The following is a 26,563-nucleotide window of genomic DNA, read 5'->3' as shown; positions in this document are numbered from 1 at the left end:
TGAGAACAGCTTCAGAATGCTCGTGTACCACGTGTACACTCCGCTTTCTCAGCCGTTTTCGCCTTGTCTCGCTCTTGCTCGCGAGATCGTAAACAGGCTCTGAGCAGCCCAACTGCTCGAAATGTCAGACCACAAGGCGGCCCAGGCCGCCTTTTTTCATGTTAACTATCCGGATCGTTCATTCCTGCCGCGGAGGTCGCATGAGCATCTGGATCGCACTGTTGTTATTGCTGCCGGGCCTGGTCTGGGCCCAGGTTTACAAATGTCGGGACGCGGAAGGCGGATTGACCTACCGCGACCGGGCCTGCGCCGACGGCGGCGCGGCGGAAGCGTTCCAGCCGCCCCCGTTGAGCGTGGTGGAACAGGATGAGCGCCAGCGCCGGGGCGTGGCCGAGTCCCAGGCCCAAAGCCGGCGCTGGGCCGCCGAGGAGGCGCGCGAGGCCCGGCGGCGACAGGCGCAACGCAGCCGTGCGGAGAGTGCGCAAGCGCGGGAACTGGACAAAGCGCGTCGCCGCTGTCATGGTCTGGAGCTTCAACAGCGGCGCTTGCGGCAGTCCTTGGCGGCGGCGCCGGTCAGGAAGTCCCTGGCCGAGCGTCTGGCCGGCGTCGAGGAAAAACTGGCCGCGGCGGCGTGTCATCCATTCCGGGAGGGGGCATGAGCGGGTATTCGTTCGAATTGGTCAATGTGTTCGCCGAGGAGCGCTTCGGCGGCAATCCACTGGCGGTGTTCTCCGACGCCAGCGGGCTGGACGAGCGCGAGATGCAGCTCTTGGCCAGACAGATGAATCTGTCGGAAACCGTATTTTTGTTCCCGGACGGGGAGGCGGCTGCGCGGCTGCGCATCTTCACCCCCAGCCAGGAACTGCCGTTCGCCGGCCATCCCACGCTGGGCGCGGCGGCGGTGCTGCATTGGCGCGGGGAGCTGGACTCCCGCTTTCAGTTGCGCACCAACGCCGGCCTGATTCCCATCCTCCACAGCGACGGCGTTTACACCTTGCGGGCGAACCCGCCCAGCGCGCGCGCCGCCGGCCTCAGCCGCGCTCAGGCCGCGGCGATGCTGGGGCTGGACGAGGAGGACATCGCGCTGGAGCCGGTATGGGTGGACACCGGCAGCGAACAGCTGCTGATTCGCGCCGCCAGCGCCGGCGCGGTGTTGCGCGCCCGTCCGGTGCATGCCTTGCTGCTGCGCGACGCCACCTTGAGGCCGGGGCGCAGCGTCGCCTATCTGTGGCACGAGGACGGCGGCGTCGCCACCGTGCGGCTGTTTTTCGAACAGCGGGGCGCAGTGCTGGAAGATCCAGGCACCGGATCGGCCTGCGCCAATCTGGGCGGCTGGTGCGCGCTCAACGGCCTGGGACCCTTGCAGTGGCGGGTGGAGCAGGGGGCGGCGCTGGCGCGGCCCAATGTGCTGCATCTGCAAGTGGACGCCGAGGGCGGCATCCTGGTGGGCGGGCGAGTGCATAGGGTAGGGCGCGGAGAGATATCTTTGTGAGTTTCATCGCTCTTCGTCTCCATTCTTGACGGCGGCATTGGCTGTTGGCATCCTAGAGCCGCTGCTCCAAACCAACGTTTCTTTTCGGCGTGCCGGCTGTTCCGGGGCGGCGTTCTGATAATTAAAAGGCCGCTGCGGCCGCCCGTTCGCGGAGCGGCCTCTCGGCCCGACTCGCGAGGAAATCAAGATGAGCAAATTCGCCAAAGCCGCCTGCCTGGCGTCCGTGCTGGGCCTGTTCAGCCACATGGCGCTGGCCGACAGCGCCGCCGGCGTCTGGAAGACGATAGACGACGAAACCAAGCAGGCCAAGGCCCTGGTGCAGATCACGGAAAGCGCCAGCGGGGAACTGAACGGCAAGATCATCAAGCTGTTCGCCAACCCGGAAGCGGTGTGCGACAAATGCGAAGGCGATCGCAAAGGCAAGCCGGTAAACGGCATGCAAATCCTCTGGGGGCTGAAGAAAGACGGCGCCGAGTGGGGCAGCGGCAAAATTCTGGACCCCAAGTCCGGCAAGATCTACACCTCCGGCGCCAAGCTGATCGAAGACGGCAAGAAGCTGCGCGTGCGCGGCTACATCGGCCCCTTCTTCCGTTCTCAGGTGTGGGAGCGTCAGTAAGCGCAAGCGCCGCGGCGCGGCGAGAATGAGCAAGGCGGGAGCGCGAACAGCTCCCGCCTTTTTCTTTATTGGGTACAATCGCTGCTGATGAGCTCCCTAATCGACCCCGCCAATCAACCGCCGGCCGTGGCGCCGGCACTGGCCAAGAAGCTGGAAAAGCTGGGCATACGCCGCCGTTTCGACCTGGTCCTGCATCTGCCGCTGCGCTATGAGGACGAGACCCATCTGTACGCCATCGCCGACGCGCCGTACGGCCAGGCGGTGCTGGTGGAGGGCGAGGTGATCGCCCATGAAATCCAGTTCCGGCCACGCCGTCAGCTGGTGGCGCGCATTGAGGACGCCAGCGGCAGCCTGGTGCTGCGCTTCATTCATTTCTATCCCAATCAGGTCAAGCAATTCACCACCGGCAACCGGGTGCGTGCCTTGGGCGAGATCCGCCGCGGCTTCGCCGGAGACGAGATGGTGCACCCCAAAATCCGCGAAGTGGGCAATGGCGCGCCGCTGGCTGACAGCCTGACTCCGATCTATCCCACGGTCAACGGCCTCACCCAGCCGGCGCTGCGCAAGCTGATCCATGCCGAGCTGGACAGCCAGCCTTTGGGCGAGACGTTGCCGGAGGAACTGGCAGCGCCGTTGCGGCTGACGCCGTTCGCCGAGGCGATCCGCCTGCTGCACTTGCCAACGCCGGATTACAGCGCCAGCCAATTGGCGGACCCGAGACTGCCGGCTTGGCAGCGGCTCAAGTTCGACGAATTACTGGCGCAGCAGCTGTCGATGCGTTTGGCCTATCGCGCTCGACGGCTGGGCCGCGCGCCGCCGCTGCGCGGCGACGGCACGTTGAGCCGAGCGTTGGTCGAGCGCCTGCCGTTCTCGCTGACTGGCGCGCAGCAACGGGCCTTGGCTGAAGTCCGCGCCGACCTGACTCAGCCGCATCCGATGCACCGTCTGTTGCAAGGCGACGTGGGCAGCGGCAAGACCATCGTCGCGGCCCTGGCGGCCTTGACCGCGATTGAATCCGGCTACCAAGTGGCGTTGATGGCGCCGACCGAGATTCTGGCCGAGCAGCACTTCCTCAAACTTTCCGCCTGGCTGGAGCCCTTGGGCGTTCCCGTGCGCTGGCTGGCCGGCAGCCTGCGCAAGAAGCAAAAGCAAGAAGCGATGGCGGCGATCGCCAGCGGCGAAACGCGGCTGGCGGTGGGCACCCATGCCTTGTTCCAGGACGAGGTGGCCTTCCATCGCCTGGGCCTGGTCATTGTCGACGAGCAACACCGTTTCGGCGTCGGCCAGCGGCTGGCGTTGAAGGAGAAGGGCGGCGAGCCGCACCAGCTGATGATGTCGGCGACGCCGATTCCGCGCACGCTGGCGATGAGTTTCTACGCCGACCTCGACGTGTCGGTGATAGACGAACTGCCGCCGGGGCGCACGCCCATCGTGACCAAGCTGATCAACAGCACTCGCCGCGAGGAGATCGTCGCCCACGTGGCCAAGACCTGCGCCGACGGGCAGCAGGCCTACTGGGTGTGCCCGCTGATCGAAGAATCGGAAACCCTGCAATTGCAGACCGCGGTGGACACCCATCAGCAACTCACCGCCGACCTGCCGCAGCTTGGCGTCGGGCTGGTGCATGGCCGGATGAAGGCGGACGAAAAAGCGGCGGTGATGGCGGCTTTTGCCCGAAACGAACTGCAAGTGTTGGTGGCCACCACGGTGATCGAGGTGGGCGTGGACGTGCCCAACGCCAGCTTGATGGTGATAGAGCACGCAGAGCGCATGGGCCTGGCTCAGTTACACCAGTTGCGCGGCCGGGTGGGGCGCGGCAGCGCGCGCAGCGTCTGCGTGCTGATGTTCGACAATCCGTTATCCGACTTGGCCAAGGCGCGCTTGAAAGTGATTTACGAGAATGTTGATGGCTTCGAGATCGCGCGGCAGGACTTGCTGATTCGCGGGCCCGGCGAACTACTGGGCGCGCGCCAGAGCGGCCTGCCCATGCTGCGCTTCGCCAATCTGGAGGAGGACCTGGAACTGTTGGAGGCGGCGCGGGAACTGGCGCCCTTGCTGCTGGAGCGCCACCCGCAGGCGGTGGATGCTCATCTGGACCGTTGGCTGGCCGGACGCGAGCAGTTTCTCAAAGCTTGAAGCCGGCTAAATGCTTGCTCCGCTTCGGCGGGATGGATGGATAAAGGGCGTGGAGAGCCGCTTCGAAATGCTCATGAGCCACGTCCACATTCCGTTTTCTCAGCGGTTCTCGCCTTGCCTCGCTCTGGCTCTCCATCCTTGGAGCAGGCTTTCGAATAGGGCAAAAAAAAGCGCCTCGGCTGGGGGGCTGAGGCGCAAAGGGATTGCTGCAAACAACAAAGGAGAAACCATGATGAAGCGAGCAAATATTAGCAATTTATAAAATATTGGCACAAGCAGTGCCGGCTTAAAGCTTGACCCAGGTCAATCGAAAATTTTCCGACAAGGAAATGCCAAAAGAAAAAGCCACCGCAATGCGGTGGCTTTGGCTTTCTCGACAGCCTTGAAGAGGCTGGCAAGGCTTTTATTACAACCAGAGCGAGGCCACGTAGTACAGCCCGCCCGCCAGCAACATCGATACCGGCAGCGTGAACAGCCAAGCCAATGCGATCGAGCGGATAGTGGACATCTGCAAGCCGGCCTTGTCCGCCACCATGGTGCCGGCCACGGCGCTGGACAGCACCTGAGTGGTGGACACCGGGAAGCCGAACTGGCTGGCGAGGCCGATGGAGATGGCGGCGGTCATTTGCGCGGATACGCCCTGGGCGTAAGTCATGTCTTTCTTGCCAATGCCTTCGCCCACGGTTTTCACCACGCGGCGCCAGCCGACCATGGTGCCGATGCCAAGGGACAGCGCCACGGCGACGATCACCCAGGTGGGCGCGTATTCAGTGGTGGTGGTCAAATCCTTGCGCAGGTTCTGCAGCATCTGCTTGTCGTCGGCGGACAGCTTGGGCAGGGCGGAGGCCTTCTTGGCGGCGTCGTCCAGACACAGCAGTTCGGTGCGCACATTCCAGCGCTGTTCGGAGCTCAGCGCATGGTAGTCGCCGCCGTCGCCCATGGTGCTCAGCAGGCGCTTGACGGTGTCGCCGGTTTCCAGCGGGTGGCATTCGTACTGGCTGGAGCCCTTGGACGGCAGGATGATCTTGTTCAGTTCGACTTGATGACGTTCGTAGAACTTCTGCAAGTGAATGGCGGCGTCGCGAGTGCGGTCCAGCTGATAGGGCGTGCTGTCCAGATCCAGCACGAACTTGGCCGGCACGATGCCGATCAGCACCAGCATGATCAGGCCAACGCCTTTCTGGCCGTCATTGGAGCCGTGGGCGAAGCTGACGCCCATCGACGACACGATCAGCATGAAGCGGGTCCAGAACGGCGGATGTTTGCGGCCTTCCACCTGCTGGCGTTGGTAAGGGGTCTTGTGCACATTGCTGTGAGGCCGGTAGCGCCGCAGCAGGATGACGATCAGCGCGGCGAGCAAGGCGCCCACCAGCGGCGATGCCAGCAGCGAGGCGCCGACGTCGATGGCCTTGCTCCAGTTGATGCCATGGGACAGAGAAGTGCCGTGGATGAGGCTGTTGGCCACGCCCACGCCCAGAATGGCGCCGATCAGCGTGTGGCTGCTGGAGGCGGGCAGGCCGAAGTACCACGTGCCCAGGTTCCAGGCGATGGCGGCGGTCAGCAGCGCAAACACCATGGCCATGCCGCGGGTGGTATTGATCGAGATCAGCAGGTCCACGGGCAGCAAGTGCACGATGGCGTAGGCGACGGCGAGGCCGCCGGTGATGACGCCGAGGAAATTGAAAATACCGGAGTAGAACACCGCGAGGCGCGGTTTCATCGACTGGGTATAGATAACGGTAGCCACCGCGTTGGCAGTGTCATGGAAGCCGTTGATGAACTCAAAGGCGAGCACGAAGCCCAGGGAAAGCACCAGGGTGATGGCGACGTGGGTCTCAAGCCCGGAAAACAGGTCCAACATGGTGAAATGTGCACACAGTATCGTAAAGGCGGGATTGTTGTGTCCAAGGCCAATGCCGTCAAGTACTTATAAAAAAAAAATAAATGGTGTCGTATTTGCCGGCAAACCATGTGGAATCGCCTTGACAGACCGGTCCGGGAGACCGGCTGATTTAGGCGGTATTTTGCCGCTGTCATGGTAATTTGTGCTCGCGATAATGTTAAAAGCCGCCATGACCGGAGAGGTTATGACGGCGGTCTGAGAGCCTGGACGGGATCAGCCGAACTTGCCGGTGATATAGTCTTCGGTGGCCTTCTTCTGCGGGGTGGTGAAGATGGAGTCGGTGTCACCGAACTCGATCAATTCGCCCAAATACATGTAGGCGGTGTAGTCCGACACCCGAGCCGCCTGTTGCATATTGTGGGTGACGATGGCGATGGTGTAGTCCTCTTTGAGCTCATGAATCAGCTCTTCGATGTGAGCGGTGGAAATCGGGTCCAGCGCCGAGGTGGGCTCGTCCAGCAGCAGCACCTCCGGCTTGGACGCCACCGCGCGCGCGATGCACAGCCGCTGCTGCTGGCCGCCGGACAGCGAGTTGCCGGACTGCTTGAGCTTGTCCTTGACCTCGTCCCACAGCGCGGCCTTGCGCAGCGCCCATTCCACCCGGTCCTCCATCTCGCCTTTGGACAGTTTTTCGTAGAGCTTCACGCCGAAGGTGATGTTGTCGTAGATGGACATCGGGAACGGGGTGGGCTTCTGGAACACCATGCCCACTTTGGCGCGCAGCAGGTTGACGTCCACGTCGCGGCCCAGGACATTGTGGCCGTCCAGCAGGATGTCGCCCTCGGCGCGCAGGCCGGGGTAGAGCTCGTACATGCGGTTGAAGGTGCGCAGCAGCGTGGATTTGCCACAGCCGGACGGGCCGATGAAAGCGGTGACCTTGCGCGAAGCGATCTCCAGCTGGATGTTCTTCAGCGCGTGGAAATTACCGTAAAAGAAGTTCAGATTCTTGACCTGAAGCTTGGAGTGGATTTCAGCCATGGTCTGCAAGCCTTAATGCGATTGGTTTTTCTGGCTGCCCATCCAGCGGGCAACGATGTTCAGCGTCAGCACGCTGAAGGTGATCAACAGGGAGCCGGCCCAGGCCAGTCTGTGCCAGTCCTCGTACGGGCTCATCGCGAACTGGAAGATCACGATGGGCAGGTTGGCCATCGGCTGGTTCATATTGCTGTTGAAGAACTGGTTGTTCAGCGCGGTGAACAGCAGCGGCGCGGTTTCGCCGGAAATGCGCGCCACCGCCAGCAGAATGCCGGTCAGCACGCCGGCCTTGGCCGAGCGCAAGGTGACGTGCAAGGTGACCTTCCACTGCGGCGCGCCCAGCGCCGACGCGGCTTCGCGCAGGCTGCCCGGCACCAGGCGCAGCATGTTCTCGGTGGTGCGCACGACAACCGGGATCACCAGGATGGCCAGCGCGAAGGAGCCGGCCCAGCCGGAAAAGTGTCCGACCGATACCACGTAGACTTCGTAGATGAACAGGCCGATGACGATGGACGGCGCGGACAGCAGGATGTCGTTGATGAAGCGGGTGGCCGGCGCCAGCCAGCCGCGCTGGCCGAACTCGGCCAGGTAGATGCCGGCCAGGATGCCGATCGGCGTGCCGAACAGGGTGCCGAAGGCCGTCATCATCAGGCTGCCGTAAATGGCGTTGGCCAAGCCGCCGGTGCTGCCCGGCGGTGGCGTGCTGGCGGTGAACACCTCCCAGTTGAGTCCGGACAAGCCGTGCTGAAGCAAGGTGCTTAGAATCCAGAACAACCAGAACAGGCCGAAGGCCATGGTGAACATCGACGCGCCCATATTGATGCGGTTCACCAGCCGGCGGCGGCGGTAAACGCTGCTGTCGGCCTTGGAGGAAATGGCGGATTGGGGCGGGCGCAGGGCGGAATTCATAACGGTTTGGCTCATGCGGTTAGCGTCTCTCGTGTTCAGGACGGGCGACCTTCCTGTTTCTTCAGGCGCAGCAACAACAGTTTGGAGCACGCCAGCACCACGAAGGTGATGAAGAACAGGATCAGGCCCAGTTGAATCAGGGAGGAGAGATAAAGCTCGCCATTGGCTTCGGCGAATTCATTCGCCAGAGAGGAGGCGATGGAATTGCCCGGCTCGAACAGGCCGGCGGCGAAGCGGGTGGAGTTGCCGATGACGAAGGTCACCGCCATGGTCTCGCCCAGCGCGCGGCCCAAGCCGAGCATGATGCCGCCGACCACGCCGGTCTTGGTGTAGGGCAGCACCACATAGCGCACCACTTCCCAGGTGGTGGAGCCCAGACCGTAGGCGGACTCCTTCAGCATCACCGGCACCACTTCGAACACATCACGCATCACCGAGGCGATGAAGGGGATGATCATGATGGCCAGGATCAGCCCGGCGGTGAAAATGCCAATGCCCATCGGCGCGCCCTGGAACAGCACGCCCAGCAGCGGGATATTGCCCAGGGTGTCGGTCAGCAGCGGCTGCACGTGGTCGGCGAAAATGGGAGCGAACACGAACAGGCCCCACATGCCGTAGATGATGGACGGAATACCCGCCAGCAGTTCCACCGCGATGCCCAGCGGCCGCTTCAGCCAGGTGGGGCACAATTCGGTCAGGAACAGGGCAATGCCGAAGCTGACCGGCACGCCGATCAGCAGGGCGATGAAAGAGGTGGCCAGGGTGCCGAAAATGGGCACCAGCGCGCCAAATTGCTCATTGACCGGATCCCAGTCGCTGGTGACCAGAAACTTGAAGCCGAAGGCTTGAATGCTGGGCAGCGCGCCGATCAACAGCGAAATCAGGATGCCCACCAGCAAGGCCAGCACCAGGAAGGCGAAGAAACGGGTAACCCAGCGGAACAGATTGTCCAGCAGCAGCTGGGTTTTGATTTGCTGCGAGTGACTCAACTTTTGCATATGCATGCTCATTTATCAGACAAAAAGCCGGGGAAGCCTTCCCCGGCCTGCGTGCATGGTATGCGGCTCAGTTCCACACCGATTTGCCGCTGTTGTCGGCAATTTGCTTCCAGCTGGCGCGAATCACGCCCTTGATCGCGTCCGGCATCGGGATGTAGTCCAGATCCAGCGCGGTCTTGTCGCCGTTCTTGTAAGCCCAGTCGAAGAATTTCAACACTTCGCCGCCTTGCGCCGGCTTGTCCTGCTTCTTGTGCATCAAGATGAAGGTGGCGCCGGCGATGGGCCAGCTGTCCTTGCCTGGCTGGTTGGTCAGCAGCAGGTAGAAGCCCGGCGCTTTTTTCCAGTCGGCGTTGGCGGCGGCGGCCTTGAAGCTGGACTCATCCGGCTTCACGAAGCTGCCTGCCTGGTTTTGCATCAGGCCGAAGGCCAACTTGTTCTGCTTGGCGTAGGCGTATTCCACGTAGCCGATCGCGCCCTTGATGCGGGTCACGTAGTTGGCCACGCCCTCATTGCCCTTGCCGCCCACCGGGTTGCCTTTCCAGCTGACCGCGGTGTTGGAGCCGACTTCCTTGGCCCAGTCCGGAGAGACCTTGGACAGGTAGTTGGTGAAGATGAAGGTGGTGCCGGAACCGTCGGAGCGACGCACCACGGAGATGCGCAGGTCCGGCAGTTTGACGCCGGGATTCAGCTTGGCGATGGCCGGGTCGTTCCACTTGGCGACTTTGCCCAAGTAGATGTCCGCCAGCAGCGGGCCGGTGAACTTCACCTGTCCCGGAGTGATGCCGGGCACGTTCAGCACCGGCACCACGCCGCCGATCACGGTGGGGAATTGGGTCAGGCCGGATTTTTCCAGCTCTTCCGGCTTCAGCGGCATGTCGGACGCGCCGAAATCCACGGTCTTGGACTGGATCTGCTTGATGCCGCCGCCGGAGCCGATGGACTGGTAGTTCAGGTTGTTGTTGGTGCCGGCTTTGTAGGCGGCGGCCCATTTGGCGTACAGCGGGTACGGGAAGGTAGCGCCCGCGCCGGTGATGTCGGCGGCCGCGGCCGCGCCGGACAGGCAGACGGAACCGAGAACAAACGATGCGGCCAGACGAACAGACTGTTTCATGCCTACTCCTGAGAATGGATGAGGTGCGTGGTAATGGGCGCATGCTAAGACGGAAATTTTTCAGGAATATTACAAGTCGTGGAAACGGCTTCGTTTGCGGACAATCAATGTCAGCTGGATGTCGGTTTGAGCCAACAAGGCGGCTGCGGATATAATCGGCGGATATTCAAGAATCGCGGGAGGCGGAAATGGCCGGCAAGCTGGTAATTGGCAACTGGAAGATGAATACCCGCGCCGACAGCGCTCAGACGCTGTTGCAGGCGCTGCTGGCGGATGAGACGAGCAACCGCGATTGGGTGGGCGTGGCCGCGCCGGCCGTCTACCTGGCCGGTCTGGCGGAACGGCTGCGCGGTCAGCCGCTCCGGCTGTGCGCGCAGGATGTCAGCGCCTTCGATCAAGACGGCGCCTTCACCGGCGAAACCAGCGCCGCGATGCTGGCCGATATCGGCTGCGGCTACACTTTGGTGGGCCACTCGGAGCGCCGCCAGTATTTCGGCGAGAGCAACGCCGCTTTGTTGCGGAAGATGCGGAACGCCATCGCGGCCGGCCTGGTGCCGGTGCTGTGCGTGGGCGAGACCCTGGAAGAGCGGGAAGCCGGCCGTCAGCTCGAGGTGATTAGAGATCAGCTTGCGCTTCTGTCCGAGATAGACCATGGTGAATACGTTGTGGCTTATGAACCGGTCTGGGCGATCGGCACCGGCAAGGTGGCGACGCTGGCGCAAATCGCCGAAATCCACGGCGCGATCAAAAAATGGTGCTTGCAAAACGTCAAGGCCTCCGATAATATTCGCGTCCTCTACGGCGGCAGTGTCAAGGCAGAGAATGCCGAAGCGATTCTGGCGACTGAAAATGTCGACGGAGCCCTTGTTGGAGGGGCATCTCTGGACGCCGGTTCATTCAGGGCAATTTGCCAAGCCGCAGGAAAATTGATATAGTATGGAACTTATTAAGACGCTTATTTGGATCGTAAATCTCCTGTCTGCAGGGACTATTATCGTGCTGGTTTTGATGCAGCACGGCAAAGGCGCGGACATGGGGGCGGCTTTCGGTAGCGGCTCTTCCGGTAGCTTGTTCGGCGCGTCTGGTTCTGCGAATTTCTTGAGTAGGACAACCGCTGTCGCAGCGGCCGTGTTCTTCTCGACTTCCCTTGCTCTGGTTTTTCTGTCTGGGGGCGGAAAAAGCGATTTGGGCGTAATGGGAACCAAGGTTGAACAGGTTGCACCGCAAATCCCGGCCGGTGTGCCTAGCGATAAAGCTTCGGGTACGGCATCGAAAATACCGGAGTAACAATTAAAGCTTGCTGTGCCGACATGGTGAAATTGGTAGACACGCTATCTTGAGGGGGTAGTGGCGAAAGCTGTGTGAGTTCGAGTCTCACTGTCGGCACCACCATTCAAAAACAGGCCACCGGGACTCCGGTGGCCTGTTTTATTTGGAGCCAAAGGGGGGGGACCCCCTTTATTTCGTGGGGGTGTACGGGAAATGCTGCAAAATTACTTTCCCATTCTGCTGTTTGTCATGGTCGGACTGTTGGTCGGCGTAGGCCCTATTTTATTGGGCAAACTGCTGGCTCCCAATCGTCCCGATCCTGAGAAACTGTCTCCGTATGAGTGCGGCTTCGAGGCTTTCGAAGACGCTCGCATGAAGTTTGACGTCCGCTATTATCTGATAGCCATCCTCTTCATCCTGTTCGACCTAGAGGTCGCCTTCCTGCTGCCGTGGGCCGTGGTGTTGAAGGAGTTGGGGACTTATGGTCTGGGCGTCATGGTGGAGTTCCTGGGCGTGTTGACCCTGGGCTTCGTCTACATGTGGAAAAAAGGAGCTCTGGAATGGGAGTAGAAGGTATTCTGGAGAAAGGGTTTGTCACCACAACGGCTGACAAGCTCATCAATTACACCCGAACCGGTTCGCTGTGGCCGATGACCTTTGGTCTGGCCTGTTGCGCGGTGGAGATGATGCACGCCGGCGCGGCGCGTTACGATCTGGACCGTTTCGGTATCGTGTTCCGTCCCAGCCCGCGCCAGTCCGATCTGATGATCGTGGCCGGCACGCTGTGCAACAAGATGGCTCCGGCCCTGCGCAAGGTTTACGACCAGATGGCCGAGCCTCGCTGGGTGATCTCGATGGGGTCCTGTGCCAACGGCGGCGGCTATTACCATTATTCCTATTCAGTCGTGCGAGGCTGCGACCGCATTGTGCCGGTCGACGTCTACGTGCCCGGCTGTCCGCCAACTGCAGAGGCCTTGCTGTACGGCATCATTCAGCTGCAGAACAAGATCAAACGCACCAACACCATCGCCCGCTAAGGTAGAAACTTATGGCCTCCAAGAAAATGGAAGCGTTAGGGTCGGCTGTGCAGCAGGCGCTGGGCGACAAGCTCGTGCAAAGCACGCTGGCTCTGGAAGAGCTGACCATTGTATGCAAGGCGGCGGATCTGATCGCCGTGGCGACCACGCTGCGCGACAACGCCGACCTGTCTTTTGAGCAATGCATCGATTTGTGCGGTGTGGACTACAGCGCGTACCGCGACGAGGTATGGGACGGTCCGCGCTTCGCCGTGGTCTACCATCTGCTGTCGGTCAAGCACAATCAGCGCATCCGCCTGCGCGTGTTCGCCGAAGACGACGCCTTCCCGGTGGTCGCTTCGGTCGTGGGCGTCTGGAGCGGCGCCAACTGGTTCGAGCGCGAGGCGTTCGACCTGTTCGGCATCGTTTTCGACGGCCATCCTGACCTGCGCCGCATCCTGACCGACTACGGCTTCGTCGGCCATCCGTTCCGCAAGGACTTCCCGCTGTCCGGTCACGTGGAAATGCGTTACGACCCGACACAACAGCGCGTGATTTATCAGCCGGTGACCATTGAGCCGCGTGAAATTACGCCGCGCATCATTCGCGAGGAGAACTACGGTGGCTGAAATCCGTAACTACACCCTCAACTTCGGCCCGCAACACCCTGCCGCTCACGGTGTGTTGCGTCTGGTGCTGGAACTGGACGGCGAAGTCGTCCAGCGCGCGGACCCGCATATCGGCCTGCTGCATCGCGGCACCGAGAAGCTGGCCGAGAGCAAGACCTTCATTCAGTCGCTGCCTTACATGGACCGTCTCGACTACGTGTCCATGATGTGCAACGAGCACGCGTACTGCCTGTCCATCGAGAAGCTGCTGGGCATCGAAGTGCCTGAGCGCGCACAATACATCCGCGTGATGTTCGCCGAGATCACCCGCCTGCTGAACCACTTGCTGTGGATTGGCGCGCATGGTCTCGACATCGGCGCGATGACCGTATTCCTGTACGCCTTCCGCGAACGCGAAGACTTGATGGACTGCTACGAAGCGGTGTCCGGCGCGCGTCTGCACGCGGCCTACTTCCGTCCCGGCGGCGTGTATCGCGATCTGCCGGACAGCATGCCGCAGTACACCGTTTCCAAGATCAAGAACGCCCGCGAGCTGGCCCGCCTGAACGAAGGCCGCCAGGGTTCGCTGCTGGACTTCATCGACGATTTCACCAAGCGTTTCCCGACTTATGTCGACGAATACGAGACCTTGCTGACCGACAACCGCATCTGGAAGCAGCGCACCGTCGGCATCGGCGTGGTGTCGCCCGAGCGCGCGCTGAACCTGGGCCTGACCGGTCCGATGCTGCGCGGCTCTGGCATCGCCTGGGATTTGCGCAAGAAGCAGCCCTACGATGTGTATTCCAAGCTGGACTTCGATATTCCCGTGGGCGTCAACGGCGATTGCTACGACCGCTACCTGGTGCGCATCGAAGAGATGCGCCAGTCCAACCGCATCATCCGCCAGTGCGTGGAATGGCTGCGTAAGAATCCGGGCCCGGTGATCACCGACAACCATAAAGTGGCGCCGCCTTCGCGCGAAGGCATGAAGGCCAATATGGAAGACCTGATCCACCACTTCAAACTGTTTACCGAAGGCATGCATGTGCCGGAGGGCGAGGCCTACGTGGGCACCGAGCACCCGAAAGGCGAGTTCGGCGTCTATCTGGTGTCCGACGGCGCAAACAAGCCGTACCGCATGAAGATTCGCGCGCCCGGCTACGCCCACCTTGCGGCGCTGGACGAGATGGCCAAGGGCCATATGATCGCCGACGTGGTGGCCATCATCGGTACGCAGGATATCGTGTTTGGGGAGATTGACCGCTGATGCTGTCCGCTGAATCGCTAGCCAAAATCGATCGCGAAGTCGCCAAATATCCCGCAGACCAGAAACGGTCCGCGGTGATGGGCGCCTTGCGCATCGCGCTGACTGAACGTCGCGAAGCGGGCTCCGCTCCGGAGGAGCGTTGCCTGAATACCGAGGTGATCGAATTCGTCGCCAACTACCTGCAGATTCCGCCGGTAGCCGCTTACGAAGTCGCCACTTTCTACAATATGTACGACATGAAGCCGGTTGGGCAGTACAAGATCACTGTCTGCACCAACTTGCCCTGTGCCTTGTCCGGCGGCGTCAACGCGGCTGAGTACATCTCCAAGAAGCTGGGCATCGCCATCGGCGAAACCAGCGCGGACGGCAAGTACACCTTGCTGGAAGGGGAGTGCATGGGGGCCTGTGGCGACGCGCCGGTCTTGCTGGTCAACAACCACAAGATGTGCAGCTTCATGACGCCCGAAGCAATCGATAAGAAACTGGCGGAGCTGAAATAATGGCAATCTTCGTCAATGGCGTGATTTTCGATGGCGTCGACACTTCCGATCCCAATTGCTGGCAACTGAGCGCCTACGAGGCGCGCGGCGGCTACCAGGCGCTGCGCCGCATTCTGGACAGCAAGATGGCCCAGGAAGACGTGATCGCCGAAGTGAAAAACTCCGGCCTGCGCGGCCGCGGCGGCGCGGGTTTCCCCACCGGCCTGAAGTGGAGCTTCATGCCGCGTTCGTTCCCGGGCGACAAATACGTCGTTTGCAATACCGACGAGGGCGAGCCGGGCACCTTCAAGGACCGCGACATCCTGCGCTTCAATCCGCATTCGCTGATCGAAGGCATGATCATCGCCGGTTACGCGATGGGCACCAAGGCCGGCTACAACTACATCCACGGTGAAATCTTCGCCGAATACGAGCGTTTCGAAGAAGCGCTGGATGAGGCGCGCAAAGCGGGTCTGCTGGGACAGAACATTCTGGGCTCCGGCTTCAACTTCGACCTGTTCGCCCATCATGGCTACGGCGCCTACATCTGCGGCGAGGAAACCGCGCTGCTGGAGTCGCTGGAAGGCAAGAAGGGACAACCGCGTTTCAAGCCGCCGTTCCCGGCCAGCTTCGGCCTGTACGGCAAGCCGACCACCATTAACAACACCGAATCGTTCGCCTCGGTGCCCTTCATCATCCGCGACGGCGCGCAGCCGTTCCTGGAAAAGGGCAAGCCGAACAACGGCGGCACCAAGCTGTTCTCGGTCTCCGGCCATGTGAACCGTCCGGGCAACTACGAGATCCCGCTGGGCACTCCGTTCTCCGAGCTGCTGGAAATGGCCGGCGGCATGCGCGACGGCAAGAAGCTCAAGGCGGTGATCCCGGGCGGTTCGTCCGCCCCCATTCTGCCCGCCGACGTCATGATGCAATGCACGATGGACTACGACAGCATCGCCAAAGCCGGCTCGATGCTGGGTTCCGGCGCTGTCATCGTGATGAATGAAGACGTGTGCATGATCAAGGCGCTGGAGCGTCTGGCCTACTTCTACCACGAAGAATCCTGCGGCCAGTGCACGCCGTGCCGAGAAGGCACCGGTTGGCTGTACCGCGTGATCCACCGCATCGCCAACGGCCAGGGCCGTCCGGGCGATCTGGAGCTTCTGGATTCCGTGGGCAATAACATGGCGGGCCGCACTATCTGTGCGCTGGCCGACGCCGCCGTGTTCCCGGTTCGCAGTTTCACCAAGCATTTCCGTCACGAGTTCGAGTACGCAATCGAACACGGAAAGACCTTGGTGGACCACAAATGGTGTTGAGCGATGCTTGAAATCGAAATCGACGGAAAAAAACTGACGGTCCCGCAAGGCAGCACCGTCATGGAAGCGGCCCACTCGGTGGGCACGTACATTCCGCACTTCTGCTACCACAAGAAGCTGTCCATCGCGGCCAACTGCCGCATGTGCCTGGTGGAAGTGGAGAAGGCGCCCAAGCCGCTGCCGGCTTGCGCCACCCCGGTGACCGACGGCATGAAGGTCCATACCCACTCCGACATGGCCAAGAAGGCCCAGGCGGGCGTGATGGAGTTCCTGCTGATCAACCACCCGCTGGATTGCCCGATCTGCGACCAAGGCGGCGAATGTCAGCTGCAGGATCTGGCCGTGGGCTACGGCAACTCCTCCTCGCGCTATCAGGAAGAAAAGCGCGTGGTGGTGGGCAAGGACATGGGCCCGCTGGTCTCGGCGGAAGAAATGTCGCGCTGCATTCACTGCACACGCTGCGTGCGCTTTACCGAGGAAGTCGGCGGCTTCCAGGAAATCGGCATGGCTCATCGCGGCGAGTTCTCCGAGATTCTGCCCTTCCTCGGCAAGACCGTGGATTCGGAAATCTCCGGCAACGTCATCGATCTGTGCCCGGTGGGCGCGCTGACCTCCAAGCCGTTCCGCTACAGCACCCGCGCCTGGGAGCTGTCGCGCCGCAAATCGGTCAGCCCGCACGACGGCCTGGGCTCCAACCTGATCGTTCAGGTCAAGGGCAATGAAGTGATGCGCGTGCTGCCGCTGGAAAACGAAGCCATCAACGAGTGCTGGATCGCCGACCGCGACCGCTTCTCCTACGAGGGCTTGAACTCGGCCGAGCGTCTGAAGCAGCCGATGATCAAGTTTGACGGCAAGTGGCACGAAACCGATTGGGAGACCGCGCTCAATTACGTGGTCAAGGGCCTGAACGGCGTGTCCGCCGATCACGGCAAGGACGCCATCGGTTTCCTGACCAGCCCGCACTCCACCACCGAAGAGCTGTATCTGGCGCAGAAGCTGGCGCGCGCCTTCGGCGTGGAAAGCATTGATTACCGCCTGCGTCGCAGCGACTTCGCCGCCGATGCGGCCAAGCAGGGCGCGGAATGGCTGGGCTCCAGCATTTCCGATCTGGCCGCGGCCAAGTCGGTACTGGTGGTGGGCTCCACGCTGCGCAAGGAACAGCCTCTGCTGACTTCGCGCCTCCGCACCGCGGCCAAAAAAGGCAGCGAGCTTAATATTATCCACGTTGCCGACGACGACCTGCTGATCAAGATCAACGCCAAGCTGATCGTGTCGCCGCTGGCGCTGGTCAACGGCTTCGCTCAGGTGCTGAAGGCTGTGGCGGAAATCAAGGGCGGTGAAACCTCCGTTGATCTGTCCGCGGTGGAAGTCTCCGCCGAGGCGCGCCGCATCGCCGAAAGCCTGAGCGGCGCGGAAACCGCCGCCGTGGTGCTGGGCAATGTGGCTCAGCATCATCCGGCGTTCAGTCAGCTGCTGTCCGTGGCGCAGGAGATCTCGCGCCTGAGCGGCGCCAGCTTCGGCGTGCTGTCCGAGGCCGCCAACAGCGTGGGCGCGGAACTGGCGGGCGCGCTGCCGCAAGGCGCGGGCGCCAACGCCGCCGCGATGATCGCGCAGCCGAAGAAGGCTTACGTGCTGCTGAACACCGAAGTCGAGTTCGACAGCTACAACCCGCAGGCCGCCGTCGCGGCGATGAAGCAGGCCGCCACCGTGATCGCGTTGACCGCGTTCAAGGGCCAGGGCTTGCTGGATTACGCCGACGTGCTGCTGCCGATTGCGCCGTTCTCCGAAACCGCCGGTTCCTTCGTGAATATGGAAGGCAAGCTGCAGCCGTTCAACGGCGTGGTGCGTCCGTTGGGCGAAGCGCGCCCGGCCTGGAAAGTGCTGCGGGTACTGGGCAATATGCTGAATCTGTCCGGCTTTGAGTTCAACAGCGCGGAGGAAGTACGCGCCGAGCTGTTGGCCAAGGGCGACATCGCCGCGCGTCTGAACAACGCGCTGAGCCAGCTGAACGTCGCCGCTACCGCTGCTGCCGGTCTGAGCCGTATCGGCGAAGTGCCGCTGTATCAGGCCGACGCCATCTGCCGCCGCGCTAAGTCGCTGCAACAGACCCGCGATGCGGCCGAGCCGGTGGCTTCCGCTCACAGCGGCCTGCTGCAGAAGCTGGGCATTGCCGTCGACAGCACCGCATTGCTGAGCCAGGGTTCCGGCCAGGCGCGCGTGCGCATCGTCGCCGACGACAGCCTGCCGCAGGATACGGTCCGCATCGCCACCGCTCACGCGGCCACGCTGGCGCTGGGCGGCATGTTCGACGCTATCGAGATCACCCAGGGGTAAAGCATGGAGTTCTTGCAAGGTATTCTTGGCACTGACGCGGGGCTCGTGGTTTGGACCCTGTTGAAGATCATCGCCATCGTATTGCCGATGCTGCTGTGCGTCGCCTACCTGACCTATGCCGAGCGCAAGGTCATCGGCTTCATGCAGATCCGCATCGGCCCCAACCGGGTAGGCCCGCTGGGCCTGCTGCAGCCCATCGCCGACGCGGTCAAGCTGCTGATGAAGGAAATCATCCTGCCCACCAACTCCAGCAAGGGCCTCTTCCTGCTGGCGCCGGTGCTGTCCATCGCTCCGGCGTTGGCGGCCTGGGCGGTGATCCCCTTCACCGACAAGCTGGTGCTGGCCAACGTCAACGCCTCGCTGCTCTACATCCTGGCGCTGACCTCGATGGGGGTTTACGGCGTGATCATCGCCGGCTGGGCGGGCAACTCCAAGTACTCCTTCCTCGGCGCCATGCGTTCCGCCGCTCAGATCGTGTCTTACGAACTGGCGATGGGCTTCGCGCTGATCGGCGTGCTGATGGTGTCCAGCAGCCTGAACCTGGTGGAGATCGTCCAGCAGCAAGGGCAGGGCATGGCGGGCGGTTCCGTGCTGTCGTGGAACTGGCTGCCGCTGTTCCCGCTGTTCGTGGTCTACCTGATTTCCGGCGTGGCCGAAACCAACCGCGCGCCGTTTGACGTGGCCGAGGGCGAATCCGAGATCGTGGCCGGTTTCCACGTTGAGTACTCGGGCATGGCCTTCGCCATCTTCTTCCTGGCCGAATACGCCAACATGATTCTGGTTGCCGCGCTGACCTCGCTGCTGTTCCTCGGCGGCTGGCTGTCGCCGTTCCCGGCGTCCTGGGGCATTCTGGGCGCGGGCGGTTTCTTCTGGCTGGCGCTCAAGGTAGCCATGGTGCTGTTCTGCTTCCTGTGGTTCCGCGCCACCTTCCCGCGTTATCGCTATGACCAAATCATGCGTCTGGGCTGGAAGGTGTTCATCCCGGTGACCCTGGTGTGGATCCTGGTGGTGGGCGTCTGGATGATGACCCCGCTGTCCTTGTGGCACTGAGACGGGGATAGGTGAAAAGATGAATTCGATCCGAAACTTTTTCAAGACCTTCCTGCTGGTGGAGCTGGTCAAGGGCCTGATGGTCACTGGCCGCTACTTCTTCGCCCGCAAGATCACGGTTCAGTTCCCCGAAGAGAAGACGCCGATTTCGCCGCGCTTCCGCGGCCTGCACGCTCAGCGCCGCTACGCCAACGGCGAAGAACGCTGCATCGCCTGCAAGCTGTGCGAGGCGGTGTGCCCGGCGATGGCGATCAGCATCGAGTCCGAACAGCGCGATGACGGCACCCGCCGCACCACGCGCTACGACATCGATCTGACCAAGTGCATCTTCTGCGGCTTCTGCGAGGAAGCCTGTCCGGTGGACGCCATCGTGGAAACCCACATCTTCGAATACCACGGCGAAAAACGTGGCGATCTGTACTACACCAAGCCGATGCTGCTGGCGATCGGCGACAAGTACGAAGCCGAGATCGCCGCCAACAAGGCGGCCGACGCCAAGTATCGCTAAGGGGGGGTCATGAACTTCACAATGTTTGTCTTCTATGTTCTGTCCGCCATCCTGGTGTTCGCGGGTATCCGCGTGGTGACGGCCAAGAACCCGATTCACGCCGCACTGTTCCTGGTGCTGGCCTTCTTCAACAGCGCCGGTCTGTGGCTGCTGATGGAGGCCGAGTTCCTGGCCATCACCCTCGTGGTGGTGTATGTGGGCGCGGTGATGGTGTTGTTCCTGTTTGTGGTGATGATGCTGGACATCAACATCGAGAAACTGCGCGAGGGCTTCTGGAAGAATCTTCCGGTCGCCGCCGCGGTCGGCATCATCATGGTGTTTGAAATGGCGATGATTCTGGCCAGCCCCAGCGCCAGGCTTGACGCCTACCAGGCCGCCGCGCCGCTGGCGGCCGACTTCAGCAACGTCAAAGTGCTGGGTCGTCAGCTGTACACCACTTATCTGCTGCCTTTCGAAGTGGCGGCGGTGGTGCTGCTGCTGGCCATGGTGGCCGCCATCGGCCTGACCATGCGCAGCCGCAAGGACACCAAGGCGATCGATCCGGCGCTGCAGGTCAAGGTCAAGCGCAACGACCGCGTGCGACTGGTGAAAATGCAGGCCGAACAGCCTGCTGAAGAATCCACGGTGGAGGAGGCCTCCGAGGCCGAATCCGGTAAGCAACAGGCCTGACGGCCAATCAACATAAGGGAGGAAATGTGCTGACACTGACTCACTTCCTGGTGCTGGCCGCAATCCTGTTTGCCATCGGCGTGCTAGGCGTTTTCCTGAACCGGAAAAATCTGATCGTGCTGCTGATGGCCATCGAGCTGATGCTGCTCGCGGTGAATTTCAATTTCATCGCGTTCTCGCATTACCTGTCGGATACGGCGGGCCAGATCTTCGTATTCTTCATCCTGACGGTGGCTGCGGCCGAAGCCGCGATCGGTCTCGCCATTCTGGTGGTGCTGTTCCGCAATCTGCGCACCATCAACGTTGAAGACTTGGGCAGCCTCAAAGGCTAAGGCAAACCGGAACCTACACAAAGCACACAAGCATGGATATGAAGAGCTTATACCTGCTGATTGCACTCGCCCCGCTGGCGGGTTCCATCATTGCAGGCCTATTTGGATGGGCCATCGGCCGGCGCGCTTCGCACGTCGTGACGATAGCCGGCGTGGCGCTGTCCGCCGCGCTGTCGCTCAAGGTGCTTCACGCCTTCCTGACCGGGCAGGCTGAAGTGTTCAACGGTCCGGTTTACACCTGGCTGACAGTGGGAGGCTACGAGTTCTCGGTGGGCTTCCTGGTGGATTCGCTGACCGCGATGATGCTGGTGGTGGTCACCAGCGTGTCGCTGATGGTGCACATTTACACCATCGGCTACATGCAGGAAGACCCGGGCTATCAGCGCTTCTTCAGCTATATCTCGCTGTTTACCTTCTCGATGCTGATGCTGGTGATGAGCAACAACTTCATCCAGCTGTTCTTCGGTTGGGAAGCGGTGGGCCTGGTGTCCTACCTGCTGATCGGCTTCTGGTTCAAGCGTCCGACCGCGATCTTCGCCAACCTGAAGGCTTTCCTGGTCAACCGCGTCGGCGACTTCGGCTTCCTTCTGGGCATCGGCCTGGTGCTGGCTTATTTCGGCGGCTCGCTGAACTACAGCGATGTGTTCGCCGCCGCTCCGGCGCTGGCTAACAAGACCATCAGCCTGATTCCGGGCACCGAATGGTCGCTGCTGAGCGTGACCTGCATCCTCTTGTTCATCGGCGCGATGGGCAAATCGGCGCAGTTCCCGCTGCATGTGTGGCTGCCGGACTCGATGGAAGGCCCGACTCCGATCTCGGCGCTGATTCACGCGGCCACCATGGTGACCGCCGGCATCTTCATGGTGTCGCGGATGAGCCCCCTGTTCGAACTGTCCGACACCGCGCTGAACGTGATCATGGTCGCCGGTTCCATCACCGCGCTGTTCATGGGCTTCCTCGGCATCGTCCAGAACGACATCAAGCGCGTGGTGGCTTACTCCACGCTGTCGCAGCTGGGTTACATGACCGTGGCGCTGGGCGCCTCGGCCTACTCGGTGGCGATGTTCCATGTGATGACCCACGCCTTCTTCAAGGCGCTGCTGTTCCTGGCGGCGGGTTCGGTGATCATCGGCATGCATCACGATCAGGACATGCGCAATATGGGCGGCCTGCGCAAGTACATGCCCATCACCTGGCTGACTTCGCTCTTGGGTTCGCTGGCCTTGATCGGCACGCCGTTCTTCTCCGGCTTCTACTCCAAGGACTCCATCATCGAGGCGGTGCACGCGTCCAATCTGTCCGCGGCCGGTTTCGCCTACTTCGCGGTGATCGCCGGTGTGTTCGTGACCGCCTTCTACTCCTTCCGCATGTACTTCCTGGTCTTCCATGGTAAGGAGCGCTGGATGGAGAAGAAGGACGATCATCACGACCATGGCCATGACGATCACGATCATCACCATGGCCTGGGCCCGAACGATAAGCCGCACGAGTCGCCGTGGGTGGTGACCCTGCCGCTGGTGCTGCTGGCGATTCCGTCGGTGCTGGTGGGTTACTTCGCGATCGAGCCGCTGCTGTACGGCGACTTCTTCAAGGGCGTGATCACCGTCAACCATGAACTGCACCCGGCGATGGAAGAGATCGCCCGCGAGTTCCATGGCGCCGCCGCCATGGGCGTGCATTCGCTGAGCACGCTGCCGCTGTGGCTGGCGCTGGCCGGCGTGGCCACCGCCTGGTTCTTCTACATGAAGGCGCCGCAGATTCCGGCCGCCATCAAGCAGAAGTTCAGCCTGGTGAACAAGGTCCTGGAAAACAAGTACTACCTGGACGAGATCTACTTCGCCGTGTTCGCCAAGGGCTCTCGGGCTCTGGGTACCTTCTTCTGGAAGGTGGGCGACATGTTGCTGATCGATGGTCTGGTAGTGAACGGCACCGCCAAGCTGGTGGCGACGTTCTCCGGCTTCATCCGCCGCGCGCAAACCGGCTTCATCTACAGCTACGCCACCGCGATGATCATCGGGGTGCTGGCGCTGATGACGATGTGGTTCTGGCCGCTGATCTGGCGTTGAGCCCGGACTCCGGGATTGGAATAACAACTTGGGTTTGACTATGTTCACAAATCTATTGACTCTGGTGATCTGGGCCCCGATAGCGGCCGGGTTGCTGGTGCTGGCAACCGGGGGCGATCAGCGGGCCACGCTGGCGCGCTGGCTGGCCGCGGCGGGGGCCCTGGCGGGCTTCCTGCTGTCGCTGCCGCTGTTCACTGAATTCAACAATCTCAGCGGCGGCATGCAGTTCGTCGAGATGAAGCCGTGGATTGAGTCCCTCGGCATCAACTACCACTTGGGCGTGGACGGCATCTCGATGCTGTTCGTGGTGCTCAACAGCTTCACCACTCTGCTGGTGGTGGTGGCCGGCTGGCAGGTGATCCAGAAGCGCGTGTCGCAGTACATGGCCGCCTTCCTGATCATGTCCGGCTTGATCAACGGCGCTTTCGCCGCGTTGGACGCCATCCTGTTCTATGTCTTCTTTGAAGGCATGCTGATTCCGATGTATCTGATCATCGGCGTCTGGGGCGGCCCGCGTCGCGTGTACGCGTCGATCAAGTTCTTTCTTTACACCCTGCTGGGCTCGCTGCTGATGCTGGTGGCCTTGATCTACCTGTACTTCCAGGCCGGCAAGTCCTTCGACATCCAGGCTTTCCACGACATCGCCAAGATCCCGCTGACGGTGCAGATCCTGCTCTTCGTCGCCTTCTTCCTGTCCTTCGCGGTGAAGGTGCCGATGTGGCCGGTGCACACCTGGTTGCCGGACGCTCACGTGGAAGCGCCAACCGGCGGCTCCATGGTGCTGGCCGCGATCACGCTGAAGATCGGCGCCTACGGCTTCCTGCGGTTCGTGCTGCCCATCCTGCCCGACGCCGCGCGCGAGCTGTCCGGCGTGATGGTGGCGCTGTCGCTGGTGGCGGTGGTTTACATCGGTCTGGTGGCGCTGGTGCAGTCCGACATGAAGAAGCTGGTGGCTTATTCGTCTATTTCGCACATGGGCTTCGTCACTCTGGGTCTGTTCCTGTTCACCGGTTCCGAACTGAACCAGTGGGCGGTTGAAGGCGCGCTGGTGCAGATGGTGTCCCACGGCTTCGTGTCCGCCGCGATGTTCTTCTGCATCGGCGTGATGTACGACCGCGTGCACAGCCGCAATATCGCCGACTACGGCGGCGTGGCCAACAAGATGCCGATCTTCGCGGCCTTCATGATGCTGTTCGCCATGGCCAACTCCGGTCTGCCGGCCACCTCCGGCTTCGTCGGCGAGTTCATGGTGATCATGGGCGCGGTGCAGGTGAACTTCTGGTACGCGGCCTTGGCCGCCACCACGCTGATCTTCGGCGCGGCCTATACCTTGTGGATGTACAAGCGCGTGATCTTCGGCGATGTGGGCAACAGCCATGTGGCGGAGCTGTCCGACGTCAACAAGCGCGAATTCCTGGTGCTGGCCATCCTGGCCATCGCGGTGCTGGGCATGGGCCTGTATCCGCAAGCCTTCGTCGAGAAAATGCACCTGTCGGTCAATGACCTGATCCTGCATGTCTCGCAGAGCAAGCTGTAAGCGCGGAAGGAATGGAAACAATGAATTGGGCTGATCTCAACCTGATACCGGCAATCCCCGAGATGTTCCTCGCCGGCGCGATCCTGTTCGTGCTGATGGCGGACCTGTTCGTTTCGGACGAAAAGCGCGGCATCACCCTGGGCCTGACCCTGCTGACCCTCTTGGGCGCGGCGGTGGCGCAGGTGATGACTTTCTCTTCGCAGCCGGTCGTGACTTTCTCCGGCATGTTCGTCGCGGATCCGATGGGCGGCGTGGTCAAGCTGGCCATGTACGCTGTGACCGCCATCGTGCTGATCTACAGCCGGCAGTACACTGCTGATCGTCAGCTGTTCAAGGGCGAGTATTTCTCGCTGGCGTTGTTCGCTTTGCTGGGCATGAACCTGATGGTGTCGGCTTCGCACTTCCTGACCCTGTATATGGGCCTGGAACTGCTCTCGCTGGCGCTGTACTCGCTGATCGCTCTGCAGCGCGAGTCCGTGAAGGCCACCGAAGCGGCGATGAAGTACTTCGTGCTGGGCGCGCTGGCCTCCGGCCTGCTGCTCTACGGCATTTCCATGGTTTATGGCGCCACTGGTTCGCTGGAACTGGCGACGGTAGCCAAGTCCATCGCCGCGCATAAGGCCAACGATGTGCTGCTGGTCTTCGGTCTGGTGTTCATTGTGGCCGGCCTGTCCTTCAAGCTGGGCGCAGTGCCGTTCCACATGTGGGTGCCGGACGTTTACCACGGCGCGCCGACTTCGGTGACGCTGATGGTGGGCGCGGCCCCCAAGCTGGCGGCCTTCGTCTTCACGCTGCGCATCCTGGCTCAGGGCCTGGACGCGCTGGTGGCGGACTGGCAACTGATGCTGGTGATCGTGTCCGCGCTGTCGATGGCGATCGGCAACGTAACCGCTATCGTGCAGACCAACATCAAACGGATGCTGGCTTACTCGACGATCTCGCACATGGGCTTTCTGCTCTTGGGTGTCCTGGCGGGCACCAAGGTGGGCTACTCGGCGGCGCTGTTCTACGCGCTGAGCTATGTGCTGATGTCGCTGGTTAGCTTCGGCATGCTGCTGGCCCTCTCGCGCGCCGGTTTCGAGTGCGAGAAGGTTGAGGATCTGAAGGGCCTGAACAGCCGCAACAGCTGGTATGCGCTGCTGATGCTGCTGACCATGTTCTCCATGGCCGGCATTCCGCCGCTGGTGGGCTTCTACGCCAAGTTCGCGGTGATCAAGGCTATCGTGGATATCGGCATGATCAAGCTGGCCATCTTCGCGGTGCTGATGTCGGTGATCGGCGCGTTCTACTACCTGCGCGTGGTCAAGACCATGTACTTCGACGATGCTGAAGACCGCAGCGATATCGTGGTGCGCGGCGATATGAAGCTGGTGCTGTCGCTGAACGCGCTGGCCTTGCTCGTCATCGGCCTGCTGCCGGAGCGCGCGCTGGAGTTGTGCCTGCAAGTCGTGCGTCAATCGCTTACCGTGATTTAAGGCCGCCATACCATGCAATCCAGCGTCATCGCTTTGCTGATCATCGCCTTGGCGGCGGCCAACCTACCGTTCTTGACCCAGAAAGTGGGCGGCGTGTGGAAAGTAGCCAATAAGCATTTTGGCTGGCGCTTTCTGGAACTGATGGCGCTGTATCTGCTGGTGGGCGGCTTCGCCTACCTGCTGGAAAGCCGGTTGATGCCGGTGCAGCCGCAGAATTGGCAGTTCTATGTGACGACCTTGTCCTTGTTCCTGGTGTTCGCGTTTCCGGGTTACGTCTATCGCTATTTCTGGCGGCGACGCGGTTAACAGCGGGCAGGGCGAGCAGTATCGGCGCGGATGGGGGAAACCCCGTCCGCGCTGTTTTTTTGGGGGGAAGCGGCGCGGAGCACCGCTGGCCGCGCAATGAGAAGAGGGGTGCGAAGGTGATTGCTCAGGACTTCACCCTGCTGGACCGCGTGGCTGAGGTGGAGCCGCTGTATCGCGAATTTGGTGGAGAA

26 protein-coding genes and 1 tRNA gene are annotated in these 26,563 nt (G+C 61.7%); 22 read left to right on the top strand and 5 right to left on the bottom strand.

From position 1 onward, the window contains the following. Nucleotides 1-200: 200 nt before the first annotated feature. The 4 genes from ACUXV1_RS08970 to recG all read left to right on the top strand — a co-directional run bounded on the left by ACUXV1_RS08970 (nucleotide 201) and on the right by recG (nucleotide 4,244). Nucleotides 201-659: a DUF4124 domain-containing protein gene (locus ACUXV1_RS08970; RefSeq protein ID WP_446015169.1), complete on the top strand. Its 459-nt coding sequence runs from the start codon at nucleotides 201-203 to the stop codon at nucleotides 657-659. Further along, on the top strand, nucleotides 656-1,492 hold the full coding sequence (locus ACUXV1_RS08965; RefSeq protein ID WP_114152343.1) for a PhzF family phenazine biosynthesis protein: 837 nt from the start codon (nucleotides 656-658) through the stop codon (nucleotides 1,490-1,492). The genes ACUXV1_RS08970 and ACUXV1_RS08965 overlap by 4 nt, the downstream gene beginning before the upstream one ends. 187 nt (nucleotides 1,493-1,679) lie before the next feature. Next, nucleotides 1,680-2,108 (top strand): DUF2147 domain-containing protein, encoded by a 429-nt coding sequence (locus tag ACUXV1_RS08960; RefSeq protein WP_043590748.1) that lies wholly within the window; start codon nucleotides 1,680-1,682, stop codon nucleotides 2,106-2,108. 87 nt (nucleotides 2,109-2,195) lie between these two features. Further along, on the top strand, nucleotides 2,196-4,244 hold the full coding sequence (gene recG, locus ACUXV1_RS08955; RefSeq protein ID WP_446015167.1) for an ATP-dependent DNA helicase RecG: 2,049 nt from the start codon (nucleotides 2,196-2,198) through the stop codon (nucleotides 4,242-4,244). Between the two features lie 406 nt (nucleotides 4,245-4,650). On the opposite strand, the gene ACUXV1_RS08950 is transcribed toward recG, so the two are convergent. The 5 genes from ACUXV1_RS08950 to pstS all read right to left on the bottom strand — a co-directional run bounded on the left by ACUXV1_RS08950 (nucleotide 4,651) and on the right by pstS (nucleotide 10,140). Next, nucleotides 4,651-6,105: an inorganic phosphate transporter gene (locus ACUXV1_RS08950; RefSeq protein ID WP_043642176.1), complete on the bottom strand. Its 1,455-nt coding sequence runs from the start codon at nucleotides 6,103-6,105 to the stop codon at nucleotides 4,651-4,653. A gap of 255 nt (nucleotides 6,106-6,360) precedes the next feature. Further along, nucleotides 6,361-7,125, bottom strand: coding sequence for a phosphate ABC transporter ATP-binding protein PstB (gene pstB, locus ACUXV1_RS08945; RefSeq protein ID WP_043590752.1), 765 nt, complete (start codon nucleotides 7,123-7,125; stop codon nucleotides 6,361-6,363). Nucleotides 7,126-7,137: 12 nt separating this feature from the next. Further along, nucleotides 7,138-8,031 (bottom strand): phosphate ABC transporter permease PstA, encoded by an 894-nt coding sequence (gene pstA, locus ACUXV1_RS08940; RefSeq protein ID WP_143330180.1) that lies wholly within the window; start codon nucleotides 8,029-8,031, stop codon nucleotides 7,138-7,140. Between the two features lie 35 nt (nucleotides 8,032-8,066). Continuing rightward, entirely contained in the window at nucleotides 8,067-9,029 is a 963-nt protein-coding gene (gene pstC / locus ACUXV1_RS08935) for a phosphate ABC transporter permease subunit PstC (protein ID WP_019103115.1), read from the bottom strand. A 67-nt stretch (nucleotides 9,030-9,096) separates the two neighbouring features. Continuing rightward, nucleotides 9,097-10,140, bottom strand: a complete 1,044-nt coding sequence (pstS, locus tag ACUXV1_RS08930; protein WP_043642181.1) for a phosphate ABC transporter substrate-binding protein PstS — start codon at nucleotides 10,138-10,140, stop codon at nucleotides 9,097-9,099. 188 nt (nucleotides 10,141-10,328) lie between these two features. Between pstS and tpiA the strand changes: the two genes are divergently transcribed. The 18 genes from tpiA to ACUXV1_RS08840 all read left to right on the top strand — a co-directional run bounded on the left by tpiA (nucleotide 10,329) and on the right by ACUXV1_RS08840 (nucleotide 26,372). Continuing rightward, on the top strand, nucleotides 10,329-11,075 hold the full coding sequence (gene tpiA / locus ACUXV1_RS08925; protein WP_043590756.1) for a triose-phosphate isomerase: 747 nt from the start codon (nucleotides 10,329-10,331) through the stop codon (nucleotides 11,073-11,075). 1 nt (nucleotide 11,076) lies between these two features. Further along, nucleotides 11,077-11,427, top strand: coding sequence for a preprotein translocase subunit SecG (gene secG, locus ACUXV1_RS08920; protein WP_043590758.1), 351 nt, complete (start codon nucleotides 11,077-11,079; stop codon nucleotides 11,425-11,427). Between the two features lie 17 nt (nucleotides 11,428-11,444). Further along, nucleotides 11,445-11,529, top strand: a tRNA-Leu gene (locus ACUXV1_RS08915). Nucleotides 11,530-11,622: 93 nt separating this feature from the next. After that, nucleotides 11,623-11,979 (top strand): NADH-quinone oxidoreductase subunit A, encoded by a 357-nt coding sequence (locus ACUXV1_RS08910; protein WP_019103472.1) that lies wholly within the window; start codon nucleotides 11,623-11,625, stop codon nucleotides 11,977-11,979. Next, the gene (locus ACUXV1_RS08905) at nucleotides 11,970-12,446 is read left to right on the top strand and encodes a NuoB/complex I 20 kDa subunit family protein (protein ID WP_019103471.1); all 477 of its coding nucleotides are present in this window, start codon (nucleotides 11,970-11,972) and stop codon (nucleotides 12,444-12,446) included. Before ACUXV1_RS08910 ends, ACUXV1_RS08905 begins: the two co-directional genes overlap by 10 nt. 11 nt (nucleotides 12,447-12,457) lie before the next feature. Next, nucleotides 12,458-13,054 (top strand): NADH-quinone oxidoreductase subunit C, encoded by a 597-nt coding sequence (locus ACUXV1_RS08900; RefSeq protein WP_446015166.1) that lies wholly within the window; start codon nucleotides 12,458-12,460, stop codon nucleotides 13,052-13,054. Beyond that, nucleotides 13,047-14,300, top strand: a complete 1,254-nt coding sequence (locus ACUXV1_RS08895; RefSeq protein ID WP_043590760.1) for an NADH-quinone oxidoreductase subunit D — start codon at nucleotides 13,047-13,049, stop codon at nucleotides 14,298-14,300. The genes ACUXV1_RS08900 and ACUXV1_RS08895 overlap by 8 nt, the downstream gene beginning before the upstream one ends. Further along, nucleotides 14,300-14,800 (top strand): NADH-quinone oxidoreductase subunit NuoE, encoded by a 501-nt coding sequence (nuoE, locus tag ACUXV1_RS08890; protein WP_019103468.1) that lies wholly within the window; start codon nucleotides 14,300-14,302, stop codon nucleotides 14,798-14,800. The genes ACUXV1_RS08895 and nuoE overlap by 1 nt, the downstream gene beginning before the upstream one ends. Continuing rightward, nucleotides 14,800-16,095 (top strand): NADH-quinone oxidoreductase subunit NuoF, encoded by a 1,296-nt coding sequence (gene nuoF / locus ACUXV1_RS08885; RefSeq protein WP_019103467.1) that lies wholly within the window; start codon nucleotides 14,800-14,802, stop codon nucleotides 16,093-16,095. Before nuoE ends, nuoF begins: the two co-directional genes overlap by 1 nt. Before the next feature lie 3 nt (nucleotides 16,096-16,098). Next, nucleotides 16,099-18,429 (top strand): NADH-quinone oxidoreductase subunit NuoG, encoded by a 2,331-nt coding sequence (gene nuoG / locus ACUXV1_RS08880; RefSeq protein WP_446015165.1) that lies wholly within the window; start codon nucleotides 16,099-16,101, stop codon nucleotides 18,427-18,429. 3 nt (nucleotides 18,430-18,432) lie between these two features. Further along, nucleotides 18,433-19,479: an NADH-quinone oxidoreductase subunit NuoH gene (nuoH, locus tag ACUXV1_RS08875; protein WP_043642185.1), complete on the top strand. Its 1,047-nt coding sequence runs from the start codon at nucleotides 18,433-18,435 to the stop codon at nucleotides 19,477-19,479. A 28-nt stretch (nucleotides 19,480-19,507) separates the two neighbouring features. Further along, a complete protein-coding gene (gene nuoI / locus ACUXV1_RS08870) occupies nucleotides 19,508-19,987 on the top strand; it encodes an NADH-quinone oxidoreductase subunit NuoI (RefSeq protein ID WP_196783887.1) in 480 nt (159 codons plus the stop codon). Between the two features lie 9 nt (nucleotides 19,988-19,996). Beyond that, nucleotides 19,997-20,656: an NADH-quinone oxidoreductase subunit J gene (locus ACUXV1_RS08865; RefSeq protein ID WP_039755352.1), complete on the top strand. Its 660-nt coding sequence runs from the start codon at nucleotides 19,997-19,999 to the stop codon at nucleotides 20,654-20,656. A gap of 26 nt (nucleotides 20,657-20,682) precedes the next feature. Further along, nucleotides 20,683-20,988: an NADH-quinone oxidoreductase subunit NuoK gene (gene nuoK / locus ACUXV1_RS08860; protein ID WP_019102195.1), complete on the top strand. Its 306-nt coding sequence runs from the start codon at nucleotides 20,683-20,685 to the stop codon at nucleotides 20,986-20,988. Between the two features lie 32 nt (nucleotides 20,989-21,020). After that, nucleotides 21,021-23,054, top strand: coding sequence for an NADH-quinone oxidoreductase subunit L (gene nuoL, locus ACUXV1_RS08855; RefSeq protein WP_118268273.1), 2,034 nt, complete (start codon nucleotides 21,021-21,023; stop codon nucleotides 23,052-23,054). Between the two features lie 40 nt (nucleotides 23,055-23,094). Further along, the gene (locus tag ACUXV1_RS08850) at nucleotides 23,095-24,591 is read left to right on the top strand and encodes an NADH-quinone oxidoreductase subunit M (RefSeq protein ID WP_019103712.1); all 1,497 of its coding nucleotides are present in this window, start codon (nucleotides 23,095-23,097) and stop codon (nucleotides 24,589-24,591) included. A gap of 20 nt (nucleotides 24,592-24,611) precedes the next feature. Beyond that, nucleotides 24,612-26,066: an NADH-quinone oxidoreductase subunit NuoN gene (gene nuoN, locus ACUXV1_RS08845; RefSeq protein WP_043590766.1), complete on the top strand. Its 1,455-nt coding sequence runs from the start codon at nucleotides 24,612-24,614 to the stop codon at nucleotides 26,064-26,066. A gap of 12 nt (nucleotides 26,067-26,078) precedes the next feature. Next, nucleotides 26,079-26,372 (top strand): DUF2818 family protein, encoded by a 294-nt coding sequence (locus ACUXV1_RS08840; protein ID WP_043642191.1) that lies wholly within the window; start codon nucleotides 26,079-26,081, stop codon nucleotides 26,370-26,372. Nucleotides 26,373-26,563: the final 191 nt, after the last annotated feature.

The organism is Chromobacterium sp. W521, assembly GCF_052805975.1.
This window is presented reverse-complemented; position numbering and strand designations above follow the sequence as displayed.